This is a genomic window from Massilia sp. UYP11, assembly GCF_050434805.1.
Lineage (GTDB): Bacteria > Pseudomonadota > Gammaproteobacteria > Burkholderiales > Burkholderiaceae_D > Telluria.
The window spans coordinates 416,077-437,297 of the sequence record NZ_JBNDJE010000002.1 but is presented as its reverse complement, the minus strand read 5'-3'; the positions used below and the strand labels follow the sequence as shown (position 1 = coordinate 437,297).

The 21,221-nt window shown below is 68.0% G+C and carries 19 protein-coding genes; 13 read left to right on the top strand and 6 right to left on the bottom strand.

The window, feature by feature from the left end:
• The first annotated feature begins 27 nt into the window (after positions 1 to 27).
• The 6 genes from ABIB38_RS05425 to ABIB38_RS05400 all read left to right on the top strand — a co-directional run bounded on the left by ABIB38_RS05425 (position 28) and on the right by ABIB38_RS05400 (position 6,214).
• Complete coding sequence (locus ABIB38_RS05425) at positions 28 to 564, top strand: hypothetical protein (RefSeq protein ID WP_429202421.1); 537 nt, start codon at positions 28 to 30, stop codon at positions 562 to 564.
• A gap of 81 nt (positions 565 to 645) precedes the next feature.
• Positions 646 to 1,905 (top strand): cell division protein ZipA C-terminal FtsZ-binding domain-containing protein, encoded by a 1,260-nt coding sequence (locus ABIB38_RS05420; protein WP_429202420.1) that lies wholly within the window; start codon positions 646 to 648, stop codon positions 1,903 to 1,905.
• A 57-nt stretch (positions 1,906 to 1,962) separates the two neighbouring features.
• Positions 1,963 to 4,272: an NAD-dependent DNA ligase LigA gene (ligA, locus tag ABIB38_RS05415; RefSeq protein ID WP_429202840.1), complete on the top strand. Its 2,310-nt coding sequence runs from the start codon at positions 1,963 to 1,965 to the stop codon at positions 4,270 to 4,272.
• 21 nt (positions 4,273 to 4,293) lie between these two features.
• Positions 4,294 to 5,187 carry a UTP--glucose-1-phosphate uridylyltransferase GalU gene (gene galU, locus ABIB38_RS05410; protein ID WP_429202418.1) on the top strand — a complete coding sequence of 298 codons (894 nt, stop codon included), beginning with the start codon at positions 4,294 to 4,296 and terminating at the stop codon, positions 5,185 to 5,187.
• Entirely contained in the window at positions 5,184 to 5,720 is a 537-nt protein-coding gene (def, locus tag ABIB38_RS05405; protein WP_429202416.1) for a peptide deformylase, read from the top strand. The genes galU and def overlap by 4 nt, the downstream gene beginning before the upstream one ends.
• A complete protein-coding gene (locus tag ABIB38_RS05400) occupies positions 5,717 to 6,214 on the top strand; it encodes a hypothetical protein (RefSeq protein WP_429202414.1) in 498 nt (165 codons plus the stop codon). Before def ends, ABIB38_RS05400 begins: the two co-directional genes overlap by 4 nt.
• A 38-nt stretch (positions 6,215 to 6,252) precedes the next feature.
• Here ABIB38_RS05400 and ABIB38_RS05395 read toward each other — a convergent pair whose 3' ends face one another.
• Positions 6,253 to 8,052 (bottom strand): DUF885 domain-containing protein, encoded by a 1,800-nt coding sequence (locus ABIB38_RS05395; protein WP_429202412.1) that lies wholly within the window; start codon positions 8,050 to 8,052, stop codon positions 6,253 to 6,255.
• A gap of 270 nt (positions 8,053 to 8,322) precedes the next feature.
• Here ABIB38_RS05395 and ABIB38_RS05390 point away from each other — a divergent pair, with 270 nt between their 5' ends.
• The 3 genes from ABIB38_RS05390 to ABIB38_RS05380 are packed head-to-tail and all read left to right on the top strand — an operon-like array spanning position 8,323 to position 11,519.
• Positions 8,323 to 8,706 (top strand): hypothetical protein, encoded by a 384-nt coding sequence (locus ABIB38_RS05390; RefSeq protein ID WP_429202411.1) that lies wholly within the window; start codon positions 8,323 to 8,325, stop codon positions 8,704 to 8,706.
• Positions 8,706 to 10,172, top strand: a complete 1,467-nt coding sequence (locus ABIB38_RS05385) for an RAD55 family ATPase (protein ID WP_429202409.1) — start codon at positions 8,706 to 8,708, stop codon at positions 10,170 to 10,172. The genes ABIB38_RS05390 and ABIB38_RS05385 overlap by 1 nt, the downstream gene beginning before the upstream one ends.
• Complete coding sequence (locus ABIB38_RS05380) at positions 10,173 to 11,519, top strand: hybrid sensor histidine kinase/response regulator (RefSeq protein ID WP_429202407.1); 1,347 nt, start codon at positions 10,173 to 10,175, stop codon at positions 11,517 to 11,519.
• Positions 11,520 to 11,556: 37 nt separating this feature from the next.
• On the opposite strand, the gene ABIB38_RS05375 is transcribed toward ABIB38_RS05380, so the two are convergent.
• Complete coding sequence (locus tag ABIB38_RS05375; RefSeq protein ID WP_429202406.1) at positions 11,557 to 12,750, bottom strand: pyridoxal phosphate-dependent aminotransferase; 1,194 nt, start codon at positions 12,748 to 12,750, stop codon at positions 11,557 to 11,559.
• A 461-nt stretch (positions 12,751 to 13,211) separates the two neighbouring features.
• Here ABIB38_RS05375 and ABIB38_RS05370 point away from each other — a divergent pair, with 461 nt between their 5' ends.
• Positions 13,212 to 15,623 (top strand): TIM-barrel domain-containing protein, encoded by a 2,412-nt coding sequence (locus ABIB38_RS05370; protein WP_429202404.1) that lies wholly within the window; start codon positions 13,212 to 13,214, stop codon positions 15,621 to 15,623.
• Between the two features lie 33 nt (positions 15,624 to 15,656).
• Here ABIB38_RS05370 and ABIB38_RS05365 read toward each other — a convergent pair whose 3' ends face one another.
• The 4 genes from ABIB38_RS05365 to ABIB38_RS05350 all read right to left on the bottom strand — a co-directional run bounded on the left by ABIB38_RS05365 (position 15,657) and on the right by ABIB38_RS05350 (position 18,194).
• A complete protein-coding gene (locus tag ABIB38_RS05365; protein WP_429202402.1) occupies positions 15,657 to 16,283 on the bottom strand; it encodes a LysE family translocator in 627 nt (208 codons plus the stop codon).
• A 102-nt stretch (positions 16,284 to 16,385) separates the two neighbouring features.
• Positions 16,386 to 16,961, bottom strand: a complete 576-nt coding sequence (locus ABIB38_RS05360) for an MliC family protein (RefSeq protein ID WP_429202400.1) — start codon at positions 16,959 to 16,961, stop codon at positions 16,386 to 16,388.
• Between the two features lie 99 nt (positions 16,962 to 17,060).
• Positions 17,061 to 17,846, bottom strand: coding sequence for an exodeoxyribonuclease III (xth, locus tag ABIB38_RS05355; RefSeq protein ID WP_429202398.1), 786 nt, complete (start codon positions 17,844 to 17,846; stop codon positions 17,061 to 17,063).
• Between the two features lie 78 nt (positions 17,847 to 17,924).
• Entirely contained in the window at positions 17,925 to 18,194 is a 270-nt protein-coding gene (locus tag ABIB38_RS05350) for a hypothetical protein (RefSeq protein ID WP_429202396.1), read from the bottom strand.
• Between the two features lie 14 nt (positions 18,195 to 18,208).
• Here ABIB38_RS05350 and ABIB38_RS05345 point away from each other — a divergent pair, with 14 nt between their 5' ends.
• The 3 genes from ABIB38_RS05345 (at position 18,209) to ABIB38_RS05335 (ending at position 21,183) form a co-directional block, all read left to right on the top strand.
• Positions 18,209 to 18,625, top strand: coding sequence for a secondary thiamine-phosphate synthase enzyme YjbQ (locus ABIB38_RS05345; RefSeq protein WP_429202395.1), 417 nt, complete (start codon positions 18,209 to 18,211; stop codon positions 18,623 to 18,625).
• Positions 18,626 to 18,745: 120 nt separating this feature from the next.
• The gene (locus ABIB38_RS05340; protein ID WP_429202394.1) at positions 18,746 to 19,276 is read left to right on the top strand and encodes a hypothetical protein; all 531 of its coding nucleotides are present in this window, start codon (positions 18,746 to 18,748) and stop codon (positions 19,274 to 19,276) included.
• 254 nt (positions 19,277 to 19,530) lie between these two features.
• A complete protein-coding gene (locus ABIB38_RS05335) occupies positions 19,531 to 21,183 on the top strand; it encodes a hybrid sensor histidine kinase/response regulator (RefSeq protein ID WP_429202393.1) in 1,653 nt (550 codons plus the stop codon).
• Positions 21,184 to 21,221 lie beyond the last annotated feature (38 nt).

Sequence of the window (21,221 nt, the reverse complement as noted above, 5' to 3'; positions counted from 1 at the left end):
GCACGTTCCACCGTACGAATGCTTGCAATGACCGACTACCCTAGAACATCGCAGTTTGCCCCGCAGATGCCATCGGAAGCGCCGGCGCTCGCGCAGCGCATGCGGCTGATCGGCGCGTCGCCGGCGCCGATGTGCATCGTGCGCGGCGACGGCGCCATGGCCGCAGCCAATCCGGCCTTCGCGGCGCTGCTGGAAGGCGCCGCCATCCGGGAGCTGGCCGCGCGCATCCTCGACGGCAGCCTGGCCCAGGCCGGCGCCGGGCTCGAACACCCCGCACCCGTCAAGCTCTCCCTGTCGCCGCTACGCGAGTCCGATGGCGCCATGGTCGGCGTGCCGGGCGTGCCGGGCGTGGCCGCGTCGCCGCAGGCCGGGAGCGAGGCGCGCTTTCGCGCGATCACGAACGCCATTTCGCAGATCGGCCTGCCGCGCCCCGGGCGCGCCGGCGCCGGCATCAAGATCGTGCCGGCGCGCCGGCTAGCGATGGCGTCCGCGCGGGGGAGTTGGTATGATTGCACGAATTTCCGTGGGGAGAGCGCCTGCACGGATGCATTTCGATCGAATTAACCATTTCGCAGAACAACAGGACCGCGCAGCCCGCAAGGCTGGCGGATTCGGCGCGAATTTCGCTATTGAGGCACAAGCAGCATGACTGAATTCCAAATGAGCCTGATCGCAGCCGGGGGCGTCTTCGTCGTCGGCGTCATCACCTACAACAAGTGGCAGGAATACAAGGCCAGGAAGAGCGTCGAACGCGCCTTCGCCTCCGACCACGACGACGTCCTGATGCGCGACGGCGAGCAGGCCCCGGCCGTGGACCGCCACGAGCCGGTGTTCGAGGCCGATCTCGACGACAAGGCGCCGCTGCTTGCCAAGGAACCCGTGCTCGACGCCGCCGCCTTCGCGCCGGCCGACGTCAAGCCCGAGCCGCAGCTCGCGACGCCGGCGCCGGCCGCCGCCCCGGCCCCGGCCCAGGCAGCGCCGGTCGCCCCGAGCGCCGGCGCCCCCGCCGCCAGCTACCGCGCCACCGGCGCCAGCGCTGCCCAGGATGCGGTGGCCGCTTCGCTGCCCGGCACCCGCCCCGGCATGCCGCCGGCCGAGCTGGCCGAATGCCTGGTCGATCCGCTGATCGACTGCCTGATTCCCCTCTCGCTCGAAACGCCTGTGCGCGGCGACAAGATCCTGCCGACCCTGCAGACGCTGCGCCGCGTCGGCAACAAGCCGATCCACTACATCGGATTTGCCGTCAGCGGCGAATGGGAGCCGATCGTGCACGGCGGCGTGTACACCAAGCTGCAGGCGGGCGTGCAGATGGCGACCCGCACCACGGCGCTGAACGAACTCGAATACTCCGAACTGGTCACCCGCCTGCGCGCGGTGGCCGACGAGATCGGGGCCGAGCCGGAAGTGCCGGACATGATCGAGGTGATGGCCGAGGCGCGCATCCTGCACCGCTTCGTGGCCGGCCACGACGCCCAGCTGGGCGTGAACCTGGCCGCGAATGGCGCGCCGTGGGCGATGCCGACCCTGATCGGCGCCCTCGAGAACGCGGGCTTCGACGTGCGCCCGGACGGCAGGTTCGCGATGCCCGACAAGGAAGGCGCGGCAGGCGCCGTGCTGTTCACGCTGTCGACCAACGTCACCCTGGGCGCCGACACCACCTCGCGCCTGACCCTGTTGCTGGACGTGCCGTGCGTCGCCCCCGCGCGCGACGGCTTCGGCCGCATGGTCGATACGGCGCGCGGCCTGACCCAGCGCCTGGACGCGACCATCGTCGACGATTTCGACCAGCCGCTGGTGGACGAGGCGCTGGACGAGATCAAGGCCCAGGTGGGCGAGTTCTACCAGGAGATGGACGCGGCCGACATTCCGGCCGGCTCGACCCGCGCGCTGCGCCTGTTCAGCTGAGGACGTGCGGTGACCGAGCAAGTGCAACAGAACGAGCGCGAGCGCAGCATTGAACGCATGCGCTGGCTGGTCGCGGAGCTGAACCGCGCCAGCTACAACTACCATGTGCTGGACGCGCCGACGATTCCCGACGCCGAGTACGACAAGCTGTACCACGAGCTGGTGGCGCTGGAAGCGCAGCACCCGGAAAGCGTCGACCCCGATTCGCCGACCCGGCGCGTGGGCGACGCCCCGATTCCGGAATTCGGCCAGGTCACCCATGCGGTGCCGATGCTGTCGCTGAACAACGGCTTTACCATCGAGGACATCGATAACTTCGACCGCAAGGCGCGCGAAGGGCTGGAAGTGCGCGAGGTCGTCTACAACGCCGAGCTCAAGTTCGATGGGCTGGCGATCAGCCTGCGCTACGAGGATGGACGCCTGGTGCAGGCGGCGACCCGCGGCGACGGCTACACGGGCGAGGACGTCACCGCCAATATCCGCACCGTGCGCGTGATCCCGATGCGGCTGCACGGCGCCGACCTGCCGGCGGTGCTCGAGGTGCGCGGCGAAGTGCTGATGTTCAAGCGCGACTTCGAGGCCCTGAACGAGCGCCAGCGCGCCGCCGGCCAGAAGGAATTCGCCAATCCGCGCAATGCCGCCGCCGGCAGCCTGCGCCAGCTCGACGCGCGCATCACCAGTGAGCGCAGGCTGCGCTTCTTCGCCTATGGCGTGGGTCAGGTGGAGGGCGCTGACTTGCCCGCCACCCATTCGGGCCTGCTCGACTGGTTCGAAGCGCTCGGGCTGCCGGTCGCGAAGGAACGCAAGGTGGTCGCGGGCCGCGACGGCCTGCTCGACTTCTACCGCGACGTCGGCGAACGCCGCAAGGCGCTGCCTTACGAGATCGACGGCGTGGTGTACAAGGTCGACCGCATCGAGGACCAGCGCGCGCTGGGCTTCGTCTCGCGCGCGCCGCGCTTCGCGCTGGCCCATAAATTCCCGGCCGAGGAAGCGCTGACCATGGTCCAGGCAATCGAGGTGCAGGTCGGCCGCACCGGCGCCATCACGCCGGTGGCGCGCCTGGTGCCGGTCTCGGTGGGCGGCGTGACCGTCACCAACGCGACCCTGCACAACGAAGACGAAGTGCGGCGCAAGGACGTGCGCGTGGGCGACACCGTGATCGTGCGCCGCGCCGGCGACGTCATCCCCGAGGTGCTGGCGGTGGTGCTGGAGCGCCGCTTGAGCCCGGAACCGCCAATCTATGAATTGCCGAAGCAGTGCCCGGTGTGCGGTTCGCACGTGGTGCGCGAGGCGGACGAAGCGATCGCGCGCTGCTCCGGCGGCCTGACCTGCGCGGCCCAGCGCAAGGAAGCGATCCGCCACTTCGCCGGCCGGCGCATGATGGACATCGAGGGCCTGGGCGACCGCTACATCGACAGCCTGGTCGAGGCAAAGCTGGTGGAGGGCGTGGCGGATCTCTACAAGCTCACGCTCGACGACCTGCTCAAGATGAAGCGCCTGGCGGACGAGCGCGACGGCACGACACCGGAGACTGTGAAGCAGGGCAAGGTCGCGACCAAGTGGGCCGACAACCTGCTCGCCGCGATCGCCGCCAGCAGGCAGCCGCCGCTCGAGCGCCTGCTGTTCGCGCTCGGCATCCGCCACGTGGGCGAGTCGACCGCCAAGACGCTGGCCGACTGGCTCGGGAGCCTCTCGCTGGTGCGGCGCGCGCCGGCCGCGCTGCTGCGCGTGCTGCCCGACATCGGCGGCACGGTGGCCGAGTCGATCGCCGAATTCTTTGCCGAAGAAAAGAATCAGATCGCCCTCGATGCATTGCTCACGGCCGGCGTGGGTCCGCGCGACGAGCATCCGCCGAAGGCGCAGCTGCGCGAAAAGCTCGACGAGATCAAGCTGCTGGCCGCGCTCGACATCCCGAAACTGACCGAGCCGCGCGCGCGCCAGGTGGTGGGCGCCGGCCAGGGTCTGGAAGACATCGGCGTTCGCACCGACTTCGGCATCTTCGGCCTGCCGGCAACGGTCGCGGCCGCGCTCGAGGAATGGATGGCGGTGCGCGAGAACCGGGAACGGGTGCAGTCGCTGGCGGCCCTGCGGCGTTCGCTGCTGGAATCCCTGCCCGAAGCTGCCGCCGCGCCCGAGGGGCCGCTGGCCGGCAAGACCTTCGTCCTGACCGGCACCTTGCCGACCATGAGCCGCGACGCCGCCGGCGCGCTGATCGAGCAGGCCGGCGGCAAGGTGTCGGGCTCGGTGTCGAAGAAGACCTCCTACGTGGTGGCCGGCGCGGACGCCGGCAGCAAGCTGGCCAAGGCCGAGGAGCTGGGCGTCACGATCCTGGACGAGGCGGCGCTGCTGGCGCTCCTCGGACCATAACCGAACCGTCAACAAGAAACCATGAACCTGATCCGCAAAGCCGTATTCCCCGTCGCCGGCCTGGGCAGCCGCTTCCTGCCGGCGACCAAGGCGCAGCCGAAAGAGATGCTGCCGATCGTCGACAAGCCGCTGATCCAGTATGCGGTCGAAGAAGCGGTGGCCGCCGGCATCACTGAGCTGATCTTCATCACGGGCCGCAACAAGCGCGCCATCGAAGACCATTTCGACAAGGCCTACGAGCTCGAATCCGAACTCGAGGCGGCCGGCAAGCAGGCCCTGCTCGAGACCGTGCGCGGCGTGATCCCGAAGAACGTCAACTGCATCTACATCCGCCAGTCCTCGCCCCTGGGCCTGGGTCATGCGGTGCTGTGCGCGCGCCCGGTGGTGGGCAATGAACCGTTCGCCGTGCTGCTGGCGGACGACTTCATGGACACCGCCGACGGTCAGAAACCGGTGCTGGCCCAGATGGCCGACGTCTACGCCTATGAGCGCAGCAGCATCCTGGCGGTGCAGGACGTGCCGCGCGAGCACACCCGCCAGTACGGCATCGTGAGCAGCGCGTGCTACCGCACCGGCCTGGAGCTGGTCTCGAACATCGTCGAAAAGCCGCAGCCCGCGGACGCGCCGTCGACCCTGGCCGTGGTCGGCCGCTACGTCTTGTCGCCCTCGATCTTCGACTACCTGGAAAACATCGGCAAGGGCGCCGGCGGCGAGATCCAGCTCACCGACGGCATCGCGGCCCTGATGCGCGACGAGCGCGTGCTGGCCTACCGCTACGCCGGCCAGCGCTACGATTGCGGCTCCAAGCTGGGCTATCTGCAGGCCACCGCCGCGATCGGCCTCAAGCACCCGGAGACGGCCGATGGTTTTCGCGCCTCGCTGGCCGGCCTGCTCGAAGGAAGAGGCCCGGCATGACGGTGCGCGCGATCCTGAAAATGGGCGACCCGCGCCTGCTGCGCGTCGCGCAGCCGGTGACGCGGTTCGATACGCCCGAGCTGCATGCGCTGGTCGCCGACATGTTCGAGACCATGCATGCCGCCAACGGCGCTGGCCTGGCCGCGCCGCAGATCGGCGTCGACCTGCAACTGGTGATCTTCGGCTTTGGCAGCAACCAGCGCTATCCCGATGCGCCGCCGGTGCCCGAGACGGTCCTGATCAACCCCGTGCTCACGCCGCTGTCGGACCAGATGGAAGAAGGCTTCGAGGGCTGCCTGTCGGTGCCCGGCCTGCGCGGCAGCGTGCCGCGTCATACGCGCCTGCATTACGAAGGGTTCGACCAGTTCGGCAAGCGCATCGTGGTGGACGCCGAAGGCTTCCATGCGCGCGTGGTGCAGCACGAAGTGGATCACCTGCTGGGGATCCTGTACCCGATGCGGATCCGCGACTTTTCCCGCTTCGGCTTCACCGAAGTGATGTTCCCCCAACTCGACCCCGGAGCCGACGATTGAGCCGCGCTTTCTTCTTCCTGGCCGCTGCGTGCGCCTGCCTGGCCGCGCCGGCGGCGTCGGCCGCTGACTTCTTCACGAAGATCGACCCGTCGCCCACGCGCCAGCTGTGGGTCGACACCGGCTTTTACACCGCGCATTTCGACAGCGACAAGGACCTGAACGGCAACAACAAGGGCCTGGCGCTCGAGTACCGCTTCAAGGGCACGATGACGGCCACCGCAGGCCGCTTCTACAACAGCGACCGCGCCTGGTCGAACTACGCGGGCGTGATCTGGCAGCCGTATGCGGTCGGCCCGGTGCGCGTGGGGCTGGCGCTGGCCGCCTTCGATGGTTACCCGAAGACGCGCGACGGCGGCTGGTTCCCGGGCGCGATCCCGACCCTGACCTATGAGTATCAGCGGGTCGGCGTGAACGTCGGGATCATCCCGAACTACAAGGACCGCCTGTATGGCGGCATTTCGTTCCAGCTGAAATTCAAGCTGTTCGACAAATAAGAGGGGCCGCGCGCTGCGGCCCCTGCGTCGGCGAGTGATCAGCTTTCCTTCGGGTACGGACTCGGCCCGCCCTCCGCGATAAACTGGTCGATCCGCTGCTGCAGCACCGGCAGCGGCACCGAACCCACGTGCAGCACGGTGTCGTGGAAGTGGCGGATGTCGAACTTCGGCCCCAGCGCCTTCTCGGCGCGCGCGCGCGCTTCCTGGATCGCCATCTGGCCAAGATAGTAGGATAGCGCCTGCCCCGGCCACGAGATGTAGCGGTCGACTTCAGTCTCCACCTCGTGCTTCGACAGCGCGGTGTTCTGCAGCAGGTAGTCCTGGGCCTGCTCCCGCGTCCAGCCCTTGGCGTGCACGCCCGTGTCGACCACCAGGCGCGAAGCGCGCCAGGCCTGGTAGCTCAGCATGCCGAACACTTCGTACGGGGTTTCGTAGATGTCCATCTCGGTGCCCAGGCGCTCGGTGTACAGCGCCCAGCCTTCGCCATAGGCCGAGATGTAGGCGCGGCGGAACGGCGGCACGCCTTTCTGTTCCTGCGCCAGCGGAATCTGGAACGCGTGGCCCGGCGCCGACTCGTGCAGGGTCAGGGCCGGCAGGCTGTACAGGGGCCGGGCCGGAAGGTTATAGGTATTGACCCAATAGGTGCCGGGACCGCCGCGACCGGCGGTCCAGAACGGCGCCTGGTCGTCGGGCACCGGCACGATCGCGAAGCGGCGGCGTGGCAGGTGGCCGAAGAACTGGTCGGCCTTGGCGTCGAACTTCTTGGAGGTCCAGGCCGCGCTCTTGAGCAGCTCTTGCGGCGTCTTCGCATAGAACTGCGGATCGGTGCGCAGGAACTGCAGGAAGGCCTGCAAGTCGCCCTTGAAGCCGACCTGCTTCATCACGTCGTGCATCTCGGCGCGGATCTTGGCCATCTCGGCCAGGCCGATCGCGTGGATCTGGTCGGCGGTCAGGTCGGTCGTGGTGAATTCCACGATCTTCGACTGGTAGTATTCCTTCCCGCCCGGCATGTCCTGGGCCGCCAGCGTGGTGCGCGCCTTCGGCACGTACTCGTCGCGGAAGTAGGCCAGCGCCTTGGCATAGGCCGGCTGTATCCTGTTCTGGATGAGGGCCACCGCCTGCGCGCGCAGCGCCGCCTGCTCGGCGGCCGGCATCGACGACGGCATCTGCCTGAACGGGTTGTAGAACACGACGTCCTGCGGCGTCTTCGCCCCGGTCACCGAGCTCAGGGTGCCTTCGCGGCCGGCCAGGGTGACCTTGGGCGGCGTGAAGCCGCGCGCCAGGCCGGCGCGCATATTGTCCAGCTCCTGGTCGAAATAGGCGGGCAGGCCTTCGAGCAGCGCCAGGTAATTGCGGTAGTCGTCGGCGCTCTTGAGCGGGCGGCGCGCGGCATAGGCGACGTCGGACCAGAATGCGGTGTCGGCGTTGACCGGCTGCTCGTACTCGCGGAAGCGCTGGGCGTCATGCAGGGCGGCGATCTGGGCGCGGTAGACGGCGAAATTGATGCGTTCGGCGGGGGAGAGCGCGCCTGGCGAAATCGCATCGAGTTCCTTCAGGATGCCGGCCCAGTAGACGCGGCGCCCTTCCTGGGCCGCGGCGTCGACCCGCGCATAACCCGGGCGTGCGTCGGGCGCGTTTTCGTCGCGCGCCAGGCGCTCGGCGATGCGCCACTTCCACTCCCTGGTGTAGATGTCCTTGAACCGTGCGTCTGCGGCGGTCGCGGTCGCTTTCACCGCGACCGCAGGTGCGTTCGTGGCGGCCACGGCCGCCGGCGCAGATGCCAGACCCATCACGACGGCGGCCGTCGAGACGGCGGCGCCCAGCTTGCATATTTTCATTGATCCCCTGATTAATAATGAGCATGATTGCTCGGCGATACACATCTTAGCGGGGAAACAGGCACATGCCTACCGCATGTTTCGCGCCGTAAATACCTGTGCTGACCCATGGCGCCGCGCAATTTTAATCGCCGGAAGGTCAGGAAATGGCAGGAAGCCAAGATATAATGTTCGTCAACCTATCGCCGGGCGAGCGCACGACGATTCCACGCGATCGTGTGCATGGACCTTTCATGAAGATAACGGCAGCAATTGCTATTCGACCTAGACATGATGACGAGTAAGGGCGGCCCCGGGCGTTCTGAAGAGCATATCCAGCTCATCCAATCCTGGCGGCGCCTGGCCGACCAGTTGGGTCCGCTCATCGGTGACAACGGCTTTTGCGCGCTGTATGGACGGGCATGCCGTCTTGTCGGTCCCGAATTTATTTGGCTGGCGGAAACGTCGCCATGCAAGACCCGCGACTCCCAAATCACCGCGCTGGACGAGCTGCTCGCCAGCGTGGCACCCGACCACGCAAAGGCCGCGCATGCGGCACTGCTCCAGACGTTTACCGAGTTGCTGGCGTCACTTATCGGCCAGGCTCTCGCACGACGCCTGCTCGATGCCGCCGCGCGGGACGGGGAAGAGAAGAATGCACAGGAGCACAAGTAATGAGCGATAAAGTATCCCTTGGAAAGCTGAGCACTGGCGTGCCGGGGCTCGATGTTCTCCTGGGGGGAGGGCTGAGCGAGTTTTCCTTCAACCTGATCGCCGGGCCGCCGGGATCGGGCAAGACCACGCTGGCCCATCAGATCATGTTTTCGCTGGCAAGCAACGAGCGCCGCGCCCTGTTCTTCACGGTGCTGGGCGAACCGCCCCTCAAGATGCTGCGTTACCAGCAACAGTACAGCTTCTTTGACATGGACATGGTCGGCAACTGCGTGCGCTATGTCAACCTGGCCGAAAACCTGCGCGCGGGCGATTTCAGCGGCGTGCTGACGCGCCTGATGAAGGAGGTCGAGGATTTCTCGCCCAGCCTGGTGTTCGTCGATTCCTTCCGCTCGGTGGCGCAGACCGCGCGCGCCGGCATCGAGGGCGTGGCCGATCTGCAGCACTTCATCCAGGAACTCGGCACCCGCATGACCAGCTGGCAGGCGACCACCTTCCTGATCGGCGAATACCTGCACGGCGACGCCGAAGCCAGCCCGATCATGACGGTGGCCGACGGTATGATCGCGCTGACGCCGGTGCACGAGGATAACTCTGTAGTGCGCAAGATGCGCGTGGTGAAGATGCGCGGCCAGGCCCACCTGGGCGGCTCGCACACCTTCCGCATCACCGACGACGGCATCCGCGTGTATCCACGCATCCTGCCGCCGCTGGCGTCCGACCATCACCAGGGGGCGCGGGTCGACCGCGCTCCGGCGCGCATCCCCACCGGCACCCCCGATCTCGACGGCCTGCTCCACGGCGGCCTGCCGCAAGGCCACTCGCTGCTGGTATCGGGGCCGAGCGGCTGCGGCAAGACGATCCTCGGCACCCGCTTCCTGCAGGCGGGCGCGCGGATGGGCGAGAAGGGCGTGGCAGTCTCGTTCGAGAAGGGCGCATCGCGCCTGCGCAATGCCGAACTGGCCGAGCTGGTCGCCAATGGCGACGTGCAGATGGTCGAAAGCCGCAAGATCGACCTGACGGTCGACGAGCTGCTCGACGAGATGAACGAGGCGATCGACCGCACCGGCGCGCGCCGGGTGGTGGTCGATTCGCTGTCCGAGCTGGCGCTGTACCTGGCGCCGGAAGGACGCAACCAGCTGCGTTCGACCGTGTTCCAGATGCTGTCCTCGCTGGCCAAGCGCGGCGTCAGCGTGCTGGTGACGATGGGACTGGACGACGAATTCACCCAGCTCAGGTTCAGCCAGGCCGACGTGGCCTATCTCACCGACGCCATCGTGGTGATGCGCTTCGGCGAGAGCGCAGGCCAGATCCGCCGCTTCATCTCGGTGGTCAAGGTCCGCGGCAGCGCCCACAGCACCGATCTGCGCGAATTTCGCATCGGCGACGACGGCATCCGTATCGAGCCGGTAGCGACCAAATTCGAAGGCGTGCTGCACGGTTTACCCGTCGCGCGCGGGATAGCCTGAATGAATCTCACGGCGGCGACACCAGGCAGCGACGACGGCACCCTGGCGCTCCGCCTGGCGGCGCTGGAACGCGAGGCGGAGCAGTTGCGCGGCGATCTCGTCGCCAGCCGCGCGCTGACCGCGAGCCTGCGCGAAGCGAACGAGCATCTGGTGCTGGCCGCGGTCGACGCCCAGACCTCGCGCGACGACGCCGAGGAAACCAACCGCCGCCAGAACGAATTCCTCGCCATGCTGGCGCACGAGCTGCGTAATCCCCTGGTGCCGATCAGCGTCTCGGCCAGCCTGCTCGAACGGGCGCCGGTGAATCCCGTTGCCCTGGAACGGCTGACCGGCGTGATCCAGCGCCAGGTGGGCCATATGGCGCGCCTGCTGGACGACCTGCTCGACGCCGCCCGCCTCAGCAGCGGCAAGATCACGCTCGCCATCGAGCCGCTGCGGCTGGCCGAGCTGATCGAGCATGCGGCGGAAACAGTCATGCCACGCGTGCGCGAGCGCGGCCAGGAGCTGGCGATCGCGCGGGCGGAAGATGCCCTGGTGGTCGATGGCGACCGGGTACGCCTGACCCAGGTGTTTACCAACCTGCTCAACAATGCCTCGAAATACACGCAGGACGGCGGCCGGATCGGGGTCGCGGCCCAGGCCGGCCCTGACGGCCGCGTGACGGTCACCATCGAGGACAACGGCGCCGGCATGTCCATTGAGACTATCGGCCGCGCCTTCGACCTGTTCACCCAGGGGCCGCGCACGCTGGCGCGCTCGGAGGGCGGGCTCGGGGTCGGGCTGAACGTGGTGCGTAATCTCGTCACCATGCACGGTGGCAGCGTCGCCGCCGCCAGTCCCGGGCTGGGGCAGGGCAGCACCTTCAGGGTGTCGCTGCCGCTGTCGAGCGCGGTGGCGTCCGACGGCGTGGCCGACGGCGCCGCGCCGGTCGCCGGCGCCAGGCGACGGATCCTGATCGTGGAAGACAATGCCGACGCGTCGGACGTGCTGCGCATGCTGCTCGAAGTCGAAGGACACGCGGTGGAAATCGCCGGCGACGGCCATGCCGGGCTGGCGCTGGCGCTGGAAGGGCGGTTCGACGCGGTCGTGTGCGACATCGGACTGCCGGGCCTGGACGGCCTGGAACTGATGGCGCGCCTGCGCGCCGCGGACGCGGGGACGGGAGTAAGTGCGGGCGCGCATGCTGGCACGGGTGCAGGCGCAACCCGGCCCCTGACGATCGCCCTGTCGGGCTATGGCCAGCCGCAAGACCGCGAACGCGCGCTGGCGGCCGGCTTCGACCGCTACCTGGTCAAGCCGGTGGCGCCCGGCGTGCTGATCGAGTTGCTGGCGGGCGCGGCGTCTTAGGCGCGGCGGCAAGGTTGGCTGCGCGCCCCGGCCGACCCTACGCCAACAAACGCCGCAGGCGCGTCACCGCTTCCTCGATCCGCTCGTACTTCGTCGCATACGAAAACCGCACGTGGCGCTGCGGCGCCGCCACCCCGAAATCGTCGCCCGGCACGATCGCCACGTGGGCGTCCTGCAGCACCGCCAGGCTGAACGCCGCGCTGTCGCCGCGCAGCGGGTGCGCCACGCGGTCGATGTCGGCGTACACGTAAAAGGCGCCGTCCGGCATCACCGGCACCCCGAAGCCGAGCTCGCGCAGCGCCGGCACCAGGTAGTCGCGGCGGCGCTGGAATTCGCGCCGGCGCTCCTCGAAGATCGCCAGCGCCTCGGGCTCGAAGCAGGCTAGCGCCGCGTGCTGGGCCACGGTCGGCGCGCAGATGAACAGGTTCTGCGCCAGTTTTTCGAACACCGGCACCAGGCTGTCCGGCACCACCAGCCAGCCCAGGCGCCAGCCGGTCATGTTGAAATACTTGGAAAAGCTGTTCACCGTGATCGCGTCGGCATCGAACGCCAGCGCGCTTGACGGCTGCTGGTCGTAGGACAGGCCCTGGTAGATCTCGTCGACGATGGCAAAGCCGCCGCGCGCGCGCACCGCCTCCAGCATGGCGCGCAACTGGTCAGGGGTCATCGAGGTGCCGGTCGGGTTCGACGGCGAGGCCACCAGCACGCCGCGCGTGCGGTCGCCCCAGAGGTCGGCCACGTGGTGGGCGCCGAGCTGGTAGCGGTCCTCGTGCGAACAGGGCACCAGCACCGCCTGGCCCCCGAAGCTGGCCACGAAATGGCGGTTGCATGGATAGGACGGGTCGGGCATCAGGACTTCGTCGCCTTCGGACACCAGCGCGGCGCAGGCCAGCAGCAGGCCGGCCGAGGCGCCGGCCGTGATCACGATGCGGCGCGGGTCGATGTCCAGGCCCTGGGTCGCGGCGTAGTGGCGCGAGATCGCCGCGCGCAGCTCGAACAGGCCCAGCGATTCGGTGTATTGGGTGACGCCGCCCCGAATGGCTTCTATCGCGGCGCTGGCCACGATGTCGGGCGCGGTGAAATCGGGCTCGCCGACGCTCATGCTGACGACGTCGTGGCCGGCGCGCTTGAGTGCGCCGGCGGCCTTGACCATCTCCATGACGCGAAACGGTTCGATCGCGTGCACGCGCTGGGCGACCTGGAGTTGGCGGTTGGGAGTAATGAGAGACATGCTGGATGGCAGGGAGTGGGAATCCCCGCCATCTTACTGGAAGCCGGGCTGACGCGCGCCCGAACGGCGGCGGCGCACCTGCAATCCGTACTTCTGCCAGACCCTGTCGATACAGGACATCAAGGGGGCCAGCGGCCGCCTGTACCGGCATCTCGAAGCTGGTGCCGGGCTGCGAGAACCAGGGCGAAGACGAATTGAGCACGCCAGCGGTGGCCGTGCTCGCCCAGGACCCGGATGGCCGCACCGTCGTCGTCGCCAACGCGCGCGCCGACGGCCAGGGCCGCCTGATGCAGCCGGCGCTGGGGTCGAACCGAGCCTGGCGAGCGCTTTCTTCAGATTGTCTTCAGCGCCCCGCGTCTGCCCGGGCGGCACGGGGCGTTGCGTTTGCGTCAAGACTGTCTGATCCGGCGGAATTCTGTCATGCTTATCGCCTGCACTTTCACAACAACGATAACGAAGACATGACCAAAGCCCCGATTGCCCGCCTGGCGCTCTGCATTGCAGCCATCCCGCTTGCCGCCAGCCCGCTCGCTCTCGCCCAGAACGCCGAACGCCAGCTGGCCGGCGTCACGCGCAACCAGAATTCCCTCGAGATCGCGACCAACGACGGCCGCTACCTGATCAAGCCGTATTCGAGCACGATCGTCGAGACCACCTTCATTCCCAAGGGCGAGCGCTTCGATCCGGCCTCGCACGCGGTGATCCTGGCGCCGGTGCAGGTGCAGGCCACGTTCAGGGACGAGGGCGGCCGCATCACCTACGCGGTCGACGGCGGCATCAGCGTCATGATCGACAAGCAGCCGTTCCGAATCAGCTACGCCTACAAGGGCAAGCCGCTGGTGGCCGAAAAGGGGGGCGTGCAGCGCGCCAACGGCATGGACGTCATCGAATTCGCGCTGGAAGACGGCGAGGCCCTGTACGGCGCCGGCGCGCGCGCGGTCGGCATGAACCGCCGCGGCCACCGCTTCCAGCTGTACAACAAGGCGCATTACGGCTATGCCGAGCGCTCCGAGCTGCTCAACTACACGATTCCGGTGGCGCTGTCGTCCAAGAAATATGCGATCCACTTCGACAATCCGCAGACCGGCTGGCTCGATTTCGACAGCCGCAACGACGGCACCCTGCGCTACGAGGTGATCGGCGGACGCAAGACCTACCAGGTCGTGGCGGGCGACAGCTGGGACCACCTGATGGCCGGCTACACCGGCCTGACCGGCCGCCAGCCGCTGCCGCCGCGCTGGGCCTTCGGCAACTTCGCCAGCCGCTTCGGCTACAAGTCCGAAGCCGAGACGCGCGCCGTGGTCGACAAGTTCGCGCAAGAGAAGATTCCGCTCGACGCCGTCATTCTCGACCTCTACTGGTTCGGCAAGACGGTGCAGGGCACGATGGGCAACCTGGCCTGGGACCGCGACACCTTCCCCAACGCAGAAAAAATGATGGCCGACTTCAAGGCCCGGGGCGTCAAGACGGTGGTGGTCACCGAACCGTTCGTGCTGACCACGTCGAAGCGCTGGGGCGAAGCGGTGGAGAAGGGCGTGCTGGCCACCGACAAGGCGGGCAAGCCCTACACGTATGACTTCTATTTCGGGAACACGGGCCTGATCGACATCTACAAGAAGGAAGGCCGCGACTGGTGGTGGAGCATCTACCGCGACCTCAAGAAGGGCGGCGTCACCGGCTGGTGGGGCGACCTGGGCGAGCCCGAGGTGCACCCGTCGAGCCTGCAGCACGCCACCGGCTCGGCCGACCAGGTGCACAACGTCTATGGCCACGACTGGGCGCGCCTGATCTTTGATGGCTACAGGCAGGAATTCCCGAACGAGCGGCCCTTCATCCTGATGCGCGCCGGTTACTCCGGCTCGCAGCGCTTCGGCATGATCCCGTGGTCGGGCGACGTCGCGCGCAGCTGGGGCGGCCTGCAGTCGCAGATGGAGATCTCGCTACAGATGGGCATGCAGGGCCTGGCCTATATGCACTCCGACCTCGGCGGCTTTGCCGGCGCGGTGCTGGACGACGAGCTGTACGTGCGCTGGCTGCAGTATGGCGTGTTCCAGCCGGTGTTCCGTCCGCATGCGCAAGAGGCGGTGGCGTCCGAGCCGGTGTTCCGCTCCGAGCGCACCAAGGTCCTGGCGCGCGAGGCGGTATGGCTGCGCTATGCGATGCTGCCGTATAACTACACGATCGCCTTCGACAACGAGCAGACCGGCATGCCCCTGATGCGGCCCCTGATGTTCGTCGAGGCCGATCCGGCCCAGCCGGCCGAGCGCTCGACCACCTATCTGTGGGGCCCGGACTTCCTGGTCACGCCGATCGTCCATCCGGGCGCCACCCGCGCCGAGGTGTACTTCCCGAACAGCGGCAGCGTGTGGTTCGACTTCCATACCGGCCGCGCGCACCAGGGCGGCATCCTCGAGACGGTGAAGCCGGTCGAGGCCCACATCCCGGTCTATGTGCGCGCCGGCGCCTTCGTGCCGATGGCGAAGGTGGTGCAGACCACGCGCGACTACACCGGCCGCGAGATCGACCTGCACTACTACCACGACGCGTCGGTGGCCGCCTCGAACGGCAAGCTGTACGACGACGACGGCGAGACCGCGAACGCCCATGCGCAGGGCAAGTACGAGATCGTGCGCTTCGACAGTCGATTCGCCGACAGGCGGCTCGAGATCGGCTTCAAGACCGAGACCGGCAAGGCGATGGCGGCAAAGGAACGGGCCTTCGCGCTCAAGGTGCACAATGTGAAGGCGAAGCCACGTGGCGTGACGGTCGACGGCCGCGCCGCGCGCTTCGTGTTCAACGCCCAGCAGCACCTGCTCGAAGTGCGGGTCCCGGCGCGCCAGGGCCAGGCGGCGCAGGTCGCCATCGAACTGTAACGACGACAGCGCGGTCTGTCGCACCGCGCTTCTTTAACGCGCCACGATCAGGCGCAGTCCCAGCCCGATGAACACTGCCCCCGCGATCCGGTCCAGCCACATGCCGGCCGTGGGCGTGCGGTTGAGCCACTGGCCGATCGCTCCCGAAAAATAGCCGAGCGCGCCGAAGATGGCGGCCGCCTGCAGCGTGAACACGATGCCCAGCAGGCCGATCTGCAGGTTGGCGTCGCCGCGCGCCGCCACCACGAACTGCGGCAGGAAGGACAGGAAGAACAGCGCCACCTTGGGATTGATGGCCGCGGCCACCAGCCCCTTGGCGAACAGCCGTCCTGCCGGCTCGCCGGATGCGCCGGCGGTGGTCACGCGCGCGCCGCCGCGGCTCCTGATCGCGCCCCATCCCATCCAGATCAGGTACAGGCCGCCCGCCACCTTGAGCGCGGTGAAGGCCGCTGGCGAGGCCGCGATCAGCGCGCTGACGCCGATCACGGCCAGCACGGTATGGCTGATGCAGCCGAAAGCGCACCCGAGCCCGAAGGCGATGCCGCGCAGGCGGCCCTTGGCGATGCCGGTGCTGAGCACCATCAGGTTGTCGGGGCCGGGAGAGAGGGTGATCAGGATGGCGGCGGCGAGAAAGCCGAAGAGCTGTTCGGGCGAGAGCATGGACGTGTCGAAAAAAGAAACGGGCGAACAGCTTATCGCATGTTCGCCCGCGCATGTTCGCCCGCGCATGTTCCCCCGTTCGGGCGGCGCGGGCCTGCAGTCTTACGACTTCTTGCAGCTCAGTTCCTTGGCATTGGCGCCCCACTTGATGGTGACCTTGCCCTGGTGTTCCTTGAATTCTTCGCTGCGGTTGCCGTAGGCGATGCCGCTGGCGGTCCGTTCTCCGCGCAGCAGCACGTGTTCCTTGTCGCGCACCGCGACCATCGAGGCGGGCGTGGTGTCGAGGAAGGTGGCGCTGATCTTGCTGCCGTCGCCGCAGGTGAAGGCGACCGGGCCGGTCGTCTTGACCAGCTTGTAGGTCGATTGCAGCTGCAGCATGCGGCTGCCGTAGGCGTTGTTGATGCAGCCGTTCATGTCCTTGGCTTCGGCGCACTCCTTCACGCCGTCCCACCATTTGGTGTGCCGCTCCTGCAGTTCCTTGCTGGCGCCGGCGTCGAGCTTTTCGAGCGCGGCGCGGTACAGGGCGAAGACCAGGCCTTCGGATTCGGCCGAACCGGGATGCTGGCAGATCTTGGCTTCGGCGCTGCCGATGCCCCTGGCGCAAAAGCCGGGCATCGAGACGGCCTGGACGCCCAGCGGCAGGGCCAGGACGGCGGCGGCGATGAGGTAACGTTTCATGGTGTGCTCCTTATTGTATCGAATGCGATGGTGGTGGCGGCGCTGCGTCGTGCAGCACCGATGGAGATGGGCCCTGGGGACGGCCGCTGGAGCTGAGTCCTACGCCGTGACCTTCGCCAGATCGAGTTCGACCCAGGTCGGCGCATGGTCGCTCGGCTTCTCGCGGCCGCGCACGAACTTGTCGACTCCGGCATCCTTCAGCGCCGGCTGCAGTGCGGGGCTGAGCAGCAGGTGATCGATGCGGATGCCGGCGTCGCGCCCGAAGGCGTTGCGAAAGTAATCCCAGAAGGTGTAGATCGTCTCGTCGGGGTGGATGGCGCGCAGCGAATCGAGCCAGCCCTGGTCGATCAGGCGCTCGAAGGCGGCGCGGGTCTCGGGACGGAACAGGGCGTCGTCGACCCAGCGCTCCGGCTTGTAGACGTCGCGCTCGGTCGGGATCACGTTGAAGTCGCCCGCCAGCACCGCGGGAACGCCCTGCGCCAGGAGTTCGAGGCCGCGCAGGCGCAGGCGCTCCATCCAGGCCAGCTTGTAGTCGAACTTGGGCCCCGGCGCCGGATTCCCGTTCGGCAGGTAGAGGCCGGCGATCAGGATGCCCTTGTAGACCGCCTCGATGTAGCGGCTTTGTTCGTCGGTCTCGTCGCCCGGCAGGCCGCGCTGCACCTCTTGCGCCGGCTCGCGGGTGATGATCGCGACCCCGTTCCAGCTTTTCTGGCCGTGCCAGAGCGCGTGGTAGCCGGCGTCCTCGATCGCCTGCAGCGGGAATTTGTCCTGCGGGGCCTTCAGCTCCTGCAGGCAGACGACGTCGGGCTGGCGCTCGCCGAGGTACTGGATGAGGGCATCCAGCCGGCTATTGATGCTGTTGACATTGTAGGTTACGACGAGCATGGCTTCTCCGATCGAGTTGAGGTCATTATGGCAACAATTTGCAGCATCAGGCGCACGGGTCGCTTGCCTGGTGCGCCGCTATGTCAATTGAAACTGGCGACGCAGGTTCAGGCGCGCGAGCACGCCAGGCAACCGCTCGAGCGGGCCTGCCTGGCGCACTTTGCGCGCGACGTCGGCGACCGGGTCTGGCTCCTGGCCGAGGGGAAGATCCGGGAACAGGCCACGCCGCAAGCATTCTTCGCCAAAGCCGCAACACCCGCGCGCGCAGCAGATCCTGGCCGAGCGCCGCCGCGACTGGCCGTTGCGAGAATCCGCCGCGCTGCTATGATGAAGGCCTTCGGCTTTCATCACAAGGCGGCAGCATGGCGCACCAGACCATCCTCGAGTTTTCGACCGGCGGCCGCGGTACCCGCGAGATCACGCGCGATGTGGCCGCCGTGGTCGCCGCATCCGGCGTGCAATGCGGCCTGGTCCAGGTCTTCGTGCAGCACACCAGCTGCTCGCTGCTGCTCACCGAAAACGCCGACGGCGACGTGCGGCGCGACCTGGAAACCATCGTTGCGCGCCTGGCGCCTGACGGCGATCCGGCCTATCGCCACGACGCCGAAGGGCCGGACGACATGTCGGCCCACGGCCGCACCATGCTGACCGACACCGCGCTCACGATTCCGCTCGGGGGAGGGCGCATGCTGCTTGGCACCTGGCAGGGCGTCTACCTGTGGGAACACCGCACGGCGCCGCACCGGCGCCGGGTGGTCGTCACGGTGCTGGGCGGCTGAACCGTGCACGCTGGCCGTCCGCAGATCATGCCGGCGGCATAAAATTCGCTGCGGCGTAGAGCGGCCCCGCGACTTCTGGTAACGTGAGGCGATCGAGCCCGTCCACGTCCGGAAAAAACCATGACCGCCGCCACCGCCAGCCGTCGCCGTACCCTCCTGACGTTAGTCGCGCTGTGCGCCGAAACGGCCCTGCTCGCGCGCGAGTATCTGCATGGCGGCGTGGCGTCGCATCACCTGCTGGCCAATCCCGACCTGCCCGCGGTGTCCAACTGGTGGGGCCTGCTGCTGGTGCCGCTGCTGACCTGGTGGACGGTGGGGCGCGTCGAGCGCCGCGCCGCCGGGGCGGGGGGGCCGGCAAGACGCGCGGCCCTGGTCGGCTTCCTGTGCGCGCTGGCCTACGGCGCCATGCTGGCGGCGCTGTTCGCGGCCGGCAGTCCCGTGGTGGATTACGTGTTCTTCGGCCTGCTGGCGCTGGCCCTCGTGGTGCGCCTGTGGCACGCCGAATACCTGCTGGGCTTTGCGCTGGCCATGAGTGTCGTGGCCGGCCCGATCCTGCCGGCCATGTTCGGGGCCATCATCGCGCTGTTTTCCTGGCTGGTGCATGCCGCGGCGCGCGCGCTGTGGCGCAGGCTGCGTCCGGGCGTGGCCTGAGCGAGCCGCCTGTCAGGAACCATCCTTTCCTGCTGTTCACCGCGATCTTCCTGACCCCGCTGTCGGTCCTGGTGGCCGTAATCTGGATCGCCGCGAGGGCAAAACGTTTTGGCGCCTGAGCCTCGGGCTTCGGCCCCGGACCGGGAGGGACGGGCCTGGACCGACCTCTGGTGTGGCCGTTCGCTGCGCTTTCTTCCTATAATTGATGGCCAGCCGGCGTGTTCCCGGCCGTTTTTCGCCACTTCCGACCAGCCATGACGTCCAGCACCGCCACGTTCGATGAAGAAGCGCGCCTCGCCGTCCTCGATTCCTACGGCATCCTCGACACGCCTCCCGAGCGTTCGTTCGACGATGTCGTGCGCCTGGTCAGCCAGTTGCTGGCCGCGCCGATCGTCGCGGTCAACCTGATCGCGCGCGACCGGCAATGGTTCAAGTCCGAGATCGGCCTGGGCAGGCGCGAAATGCCGCTGGACGACTCGATCTGCCGTTTCGCGCTGCTCGAGGAGGAGCAGATGATCGTGCCCGACATGCGCGAGGATCCGCGCTTCAGGGACAATCCGCTGGTGACGAAGGATGCCGGGTTGCGCTTCTACGCCGGCGCCCTGCTCAAGACGCGCGACGGCGTTGCGCTCGGCACCTTGTGCGTGCTCGATGACAAGCCGCGACCGCAGGGCTTGAGCGAGCAGGAGCAATTCGTGCTGGCCACGCTGGCGCACCAGGTCATGAGCCAGATCGAGCTGCGCAAGGCGATGGCCGAGCAGGAAAACCTGATCGCGGCGCTGCGCGAGGCCGACCAGCGCAAGGACGAATTCCTCGCCATGCTCGCGCACGAGCTGCGCAATCCGCTGGCGCCGATCGTCTCGGCCGCCACGATGTTGTCCAACTTTCACCTCGATCCCGTCATGGTGCAGCGCGCCAGCGAGATCGTGGCGCGCCAGGCCGGGCACATGACGTCGCTGATCAACGACCTGCTGGATGTGTCGCGCGTCACCCGTGGCAAGGTGGAACTCGAGTTGCGCGAGCTCGATTTCAAGGACGTCGTCGCCGACGCCATCGAACAGGTGCGCCCGCTGATCGAGAAGCACCAGCACCGCCTGACCCTGGACCTGCCGCCGGCGCGCGCCATCGTGGTGGGCGACCGCAAGCGCCTGGTCCAGATCATGACCAATATGCTCAGCAACGCCGCCAAGTACACGCTCGAAGGCGGTCACATCGCGGTGCGCCTGACGACGGATGGCGGCGCGCTCGCGGTCGACATTCGCGACGACGGCATCGGCATGTCGCCCGAACTGATCTCCAGCGCCTTCGACCTGTTCGCGCAAGGCGCGCGCGGCCTGGACCGTAGCCAGGGTGGGCTCGGCATCGGCCTGGCGCTGGTGCGCAGCCTGCTCAGGCTGCACGGGGGCGCGGTCAGCGCCAGCAGCGATGGTCCTGGCAAGGGCAGCGCCTTCCATGTCAGCCTGCCGCTGTCGACGCGCGACCAGGTCGAGCGGCGCGCGCGCGACCGCAACCCGCCGCGCGCAACTATGCCGGCGCTGCGCATCGGCGTGGTCGACGACAACGAGGACGCGGCGGTCACGCTGTCGCTGCTGCTGGAAACCCTCGGGCATACGGTGCTGATCGCGCACAGCGCGCGCGACGCGCTGGCGGTGTTGCCGGACTTCGGTCCGGACGTCTGCCTGCTCGACATCGGCCTGCCCGAGATGAACGGCTACGAGCTGGCCGCGGCGCTGCGCGCGCAGCCCGGCGCGTCGCAGGCGATCCTGATCGCGGTGACGGGGTATGCGCAGGAGAAAGACCGGGCGCGGGCGCTCGCGGCGGGCTTTCACGACCTGTTCGCCAAGCCGGTCGATCTCGAGGTCCTGGGCGCAGCGCTGGTGCAGATCGAGAGCCGGCGCGCGGCCTGACGCCGGCGCATGCCGGAGCAGCGCCGCTTGTTTGCGTC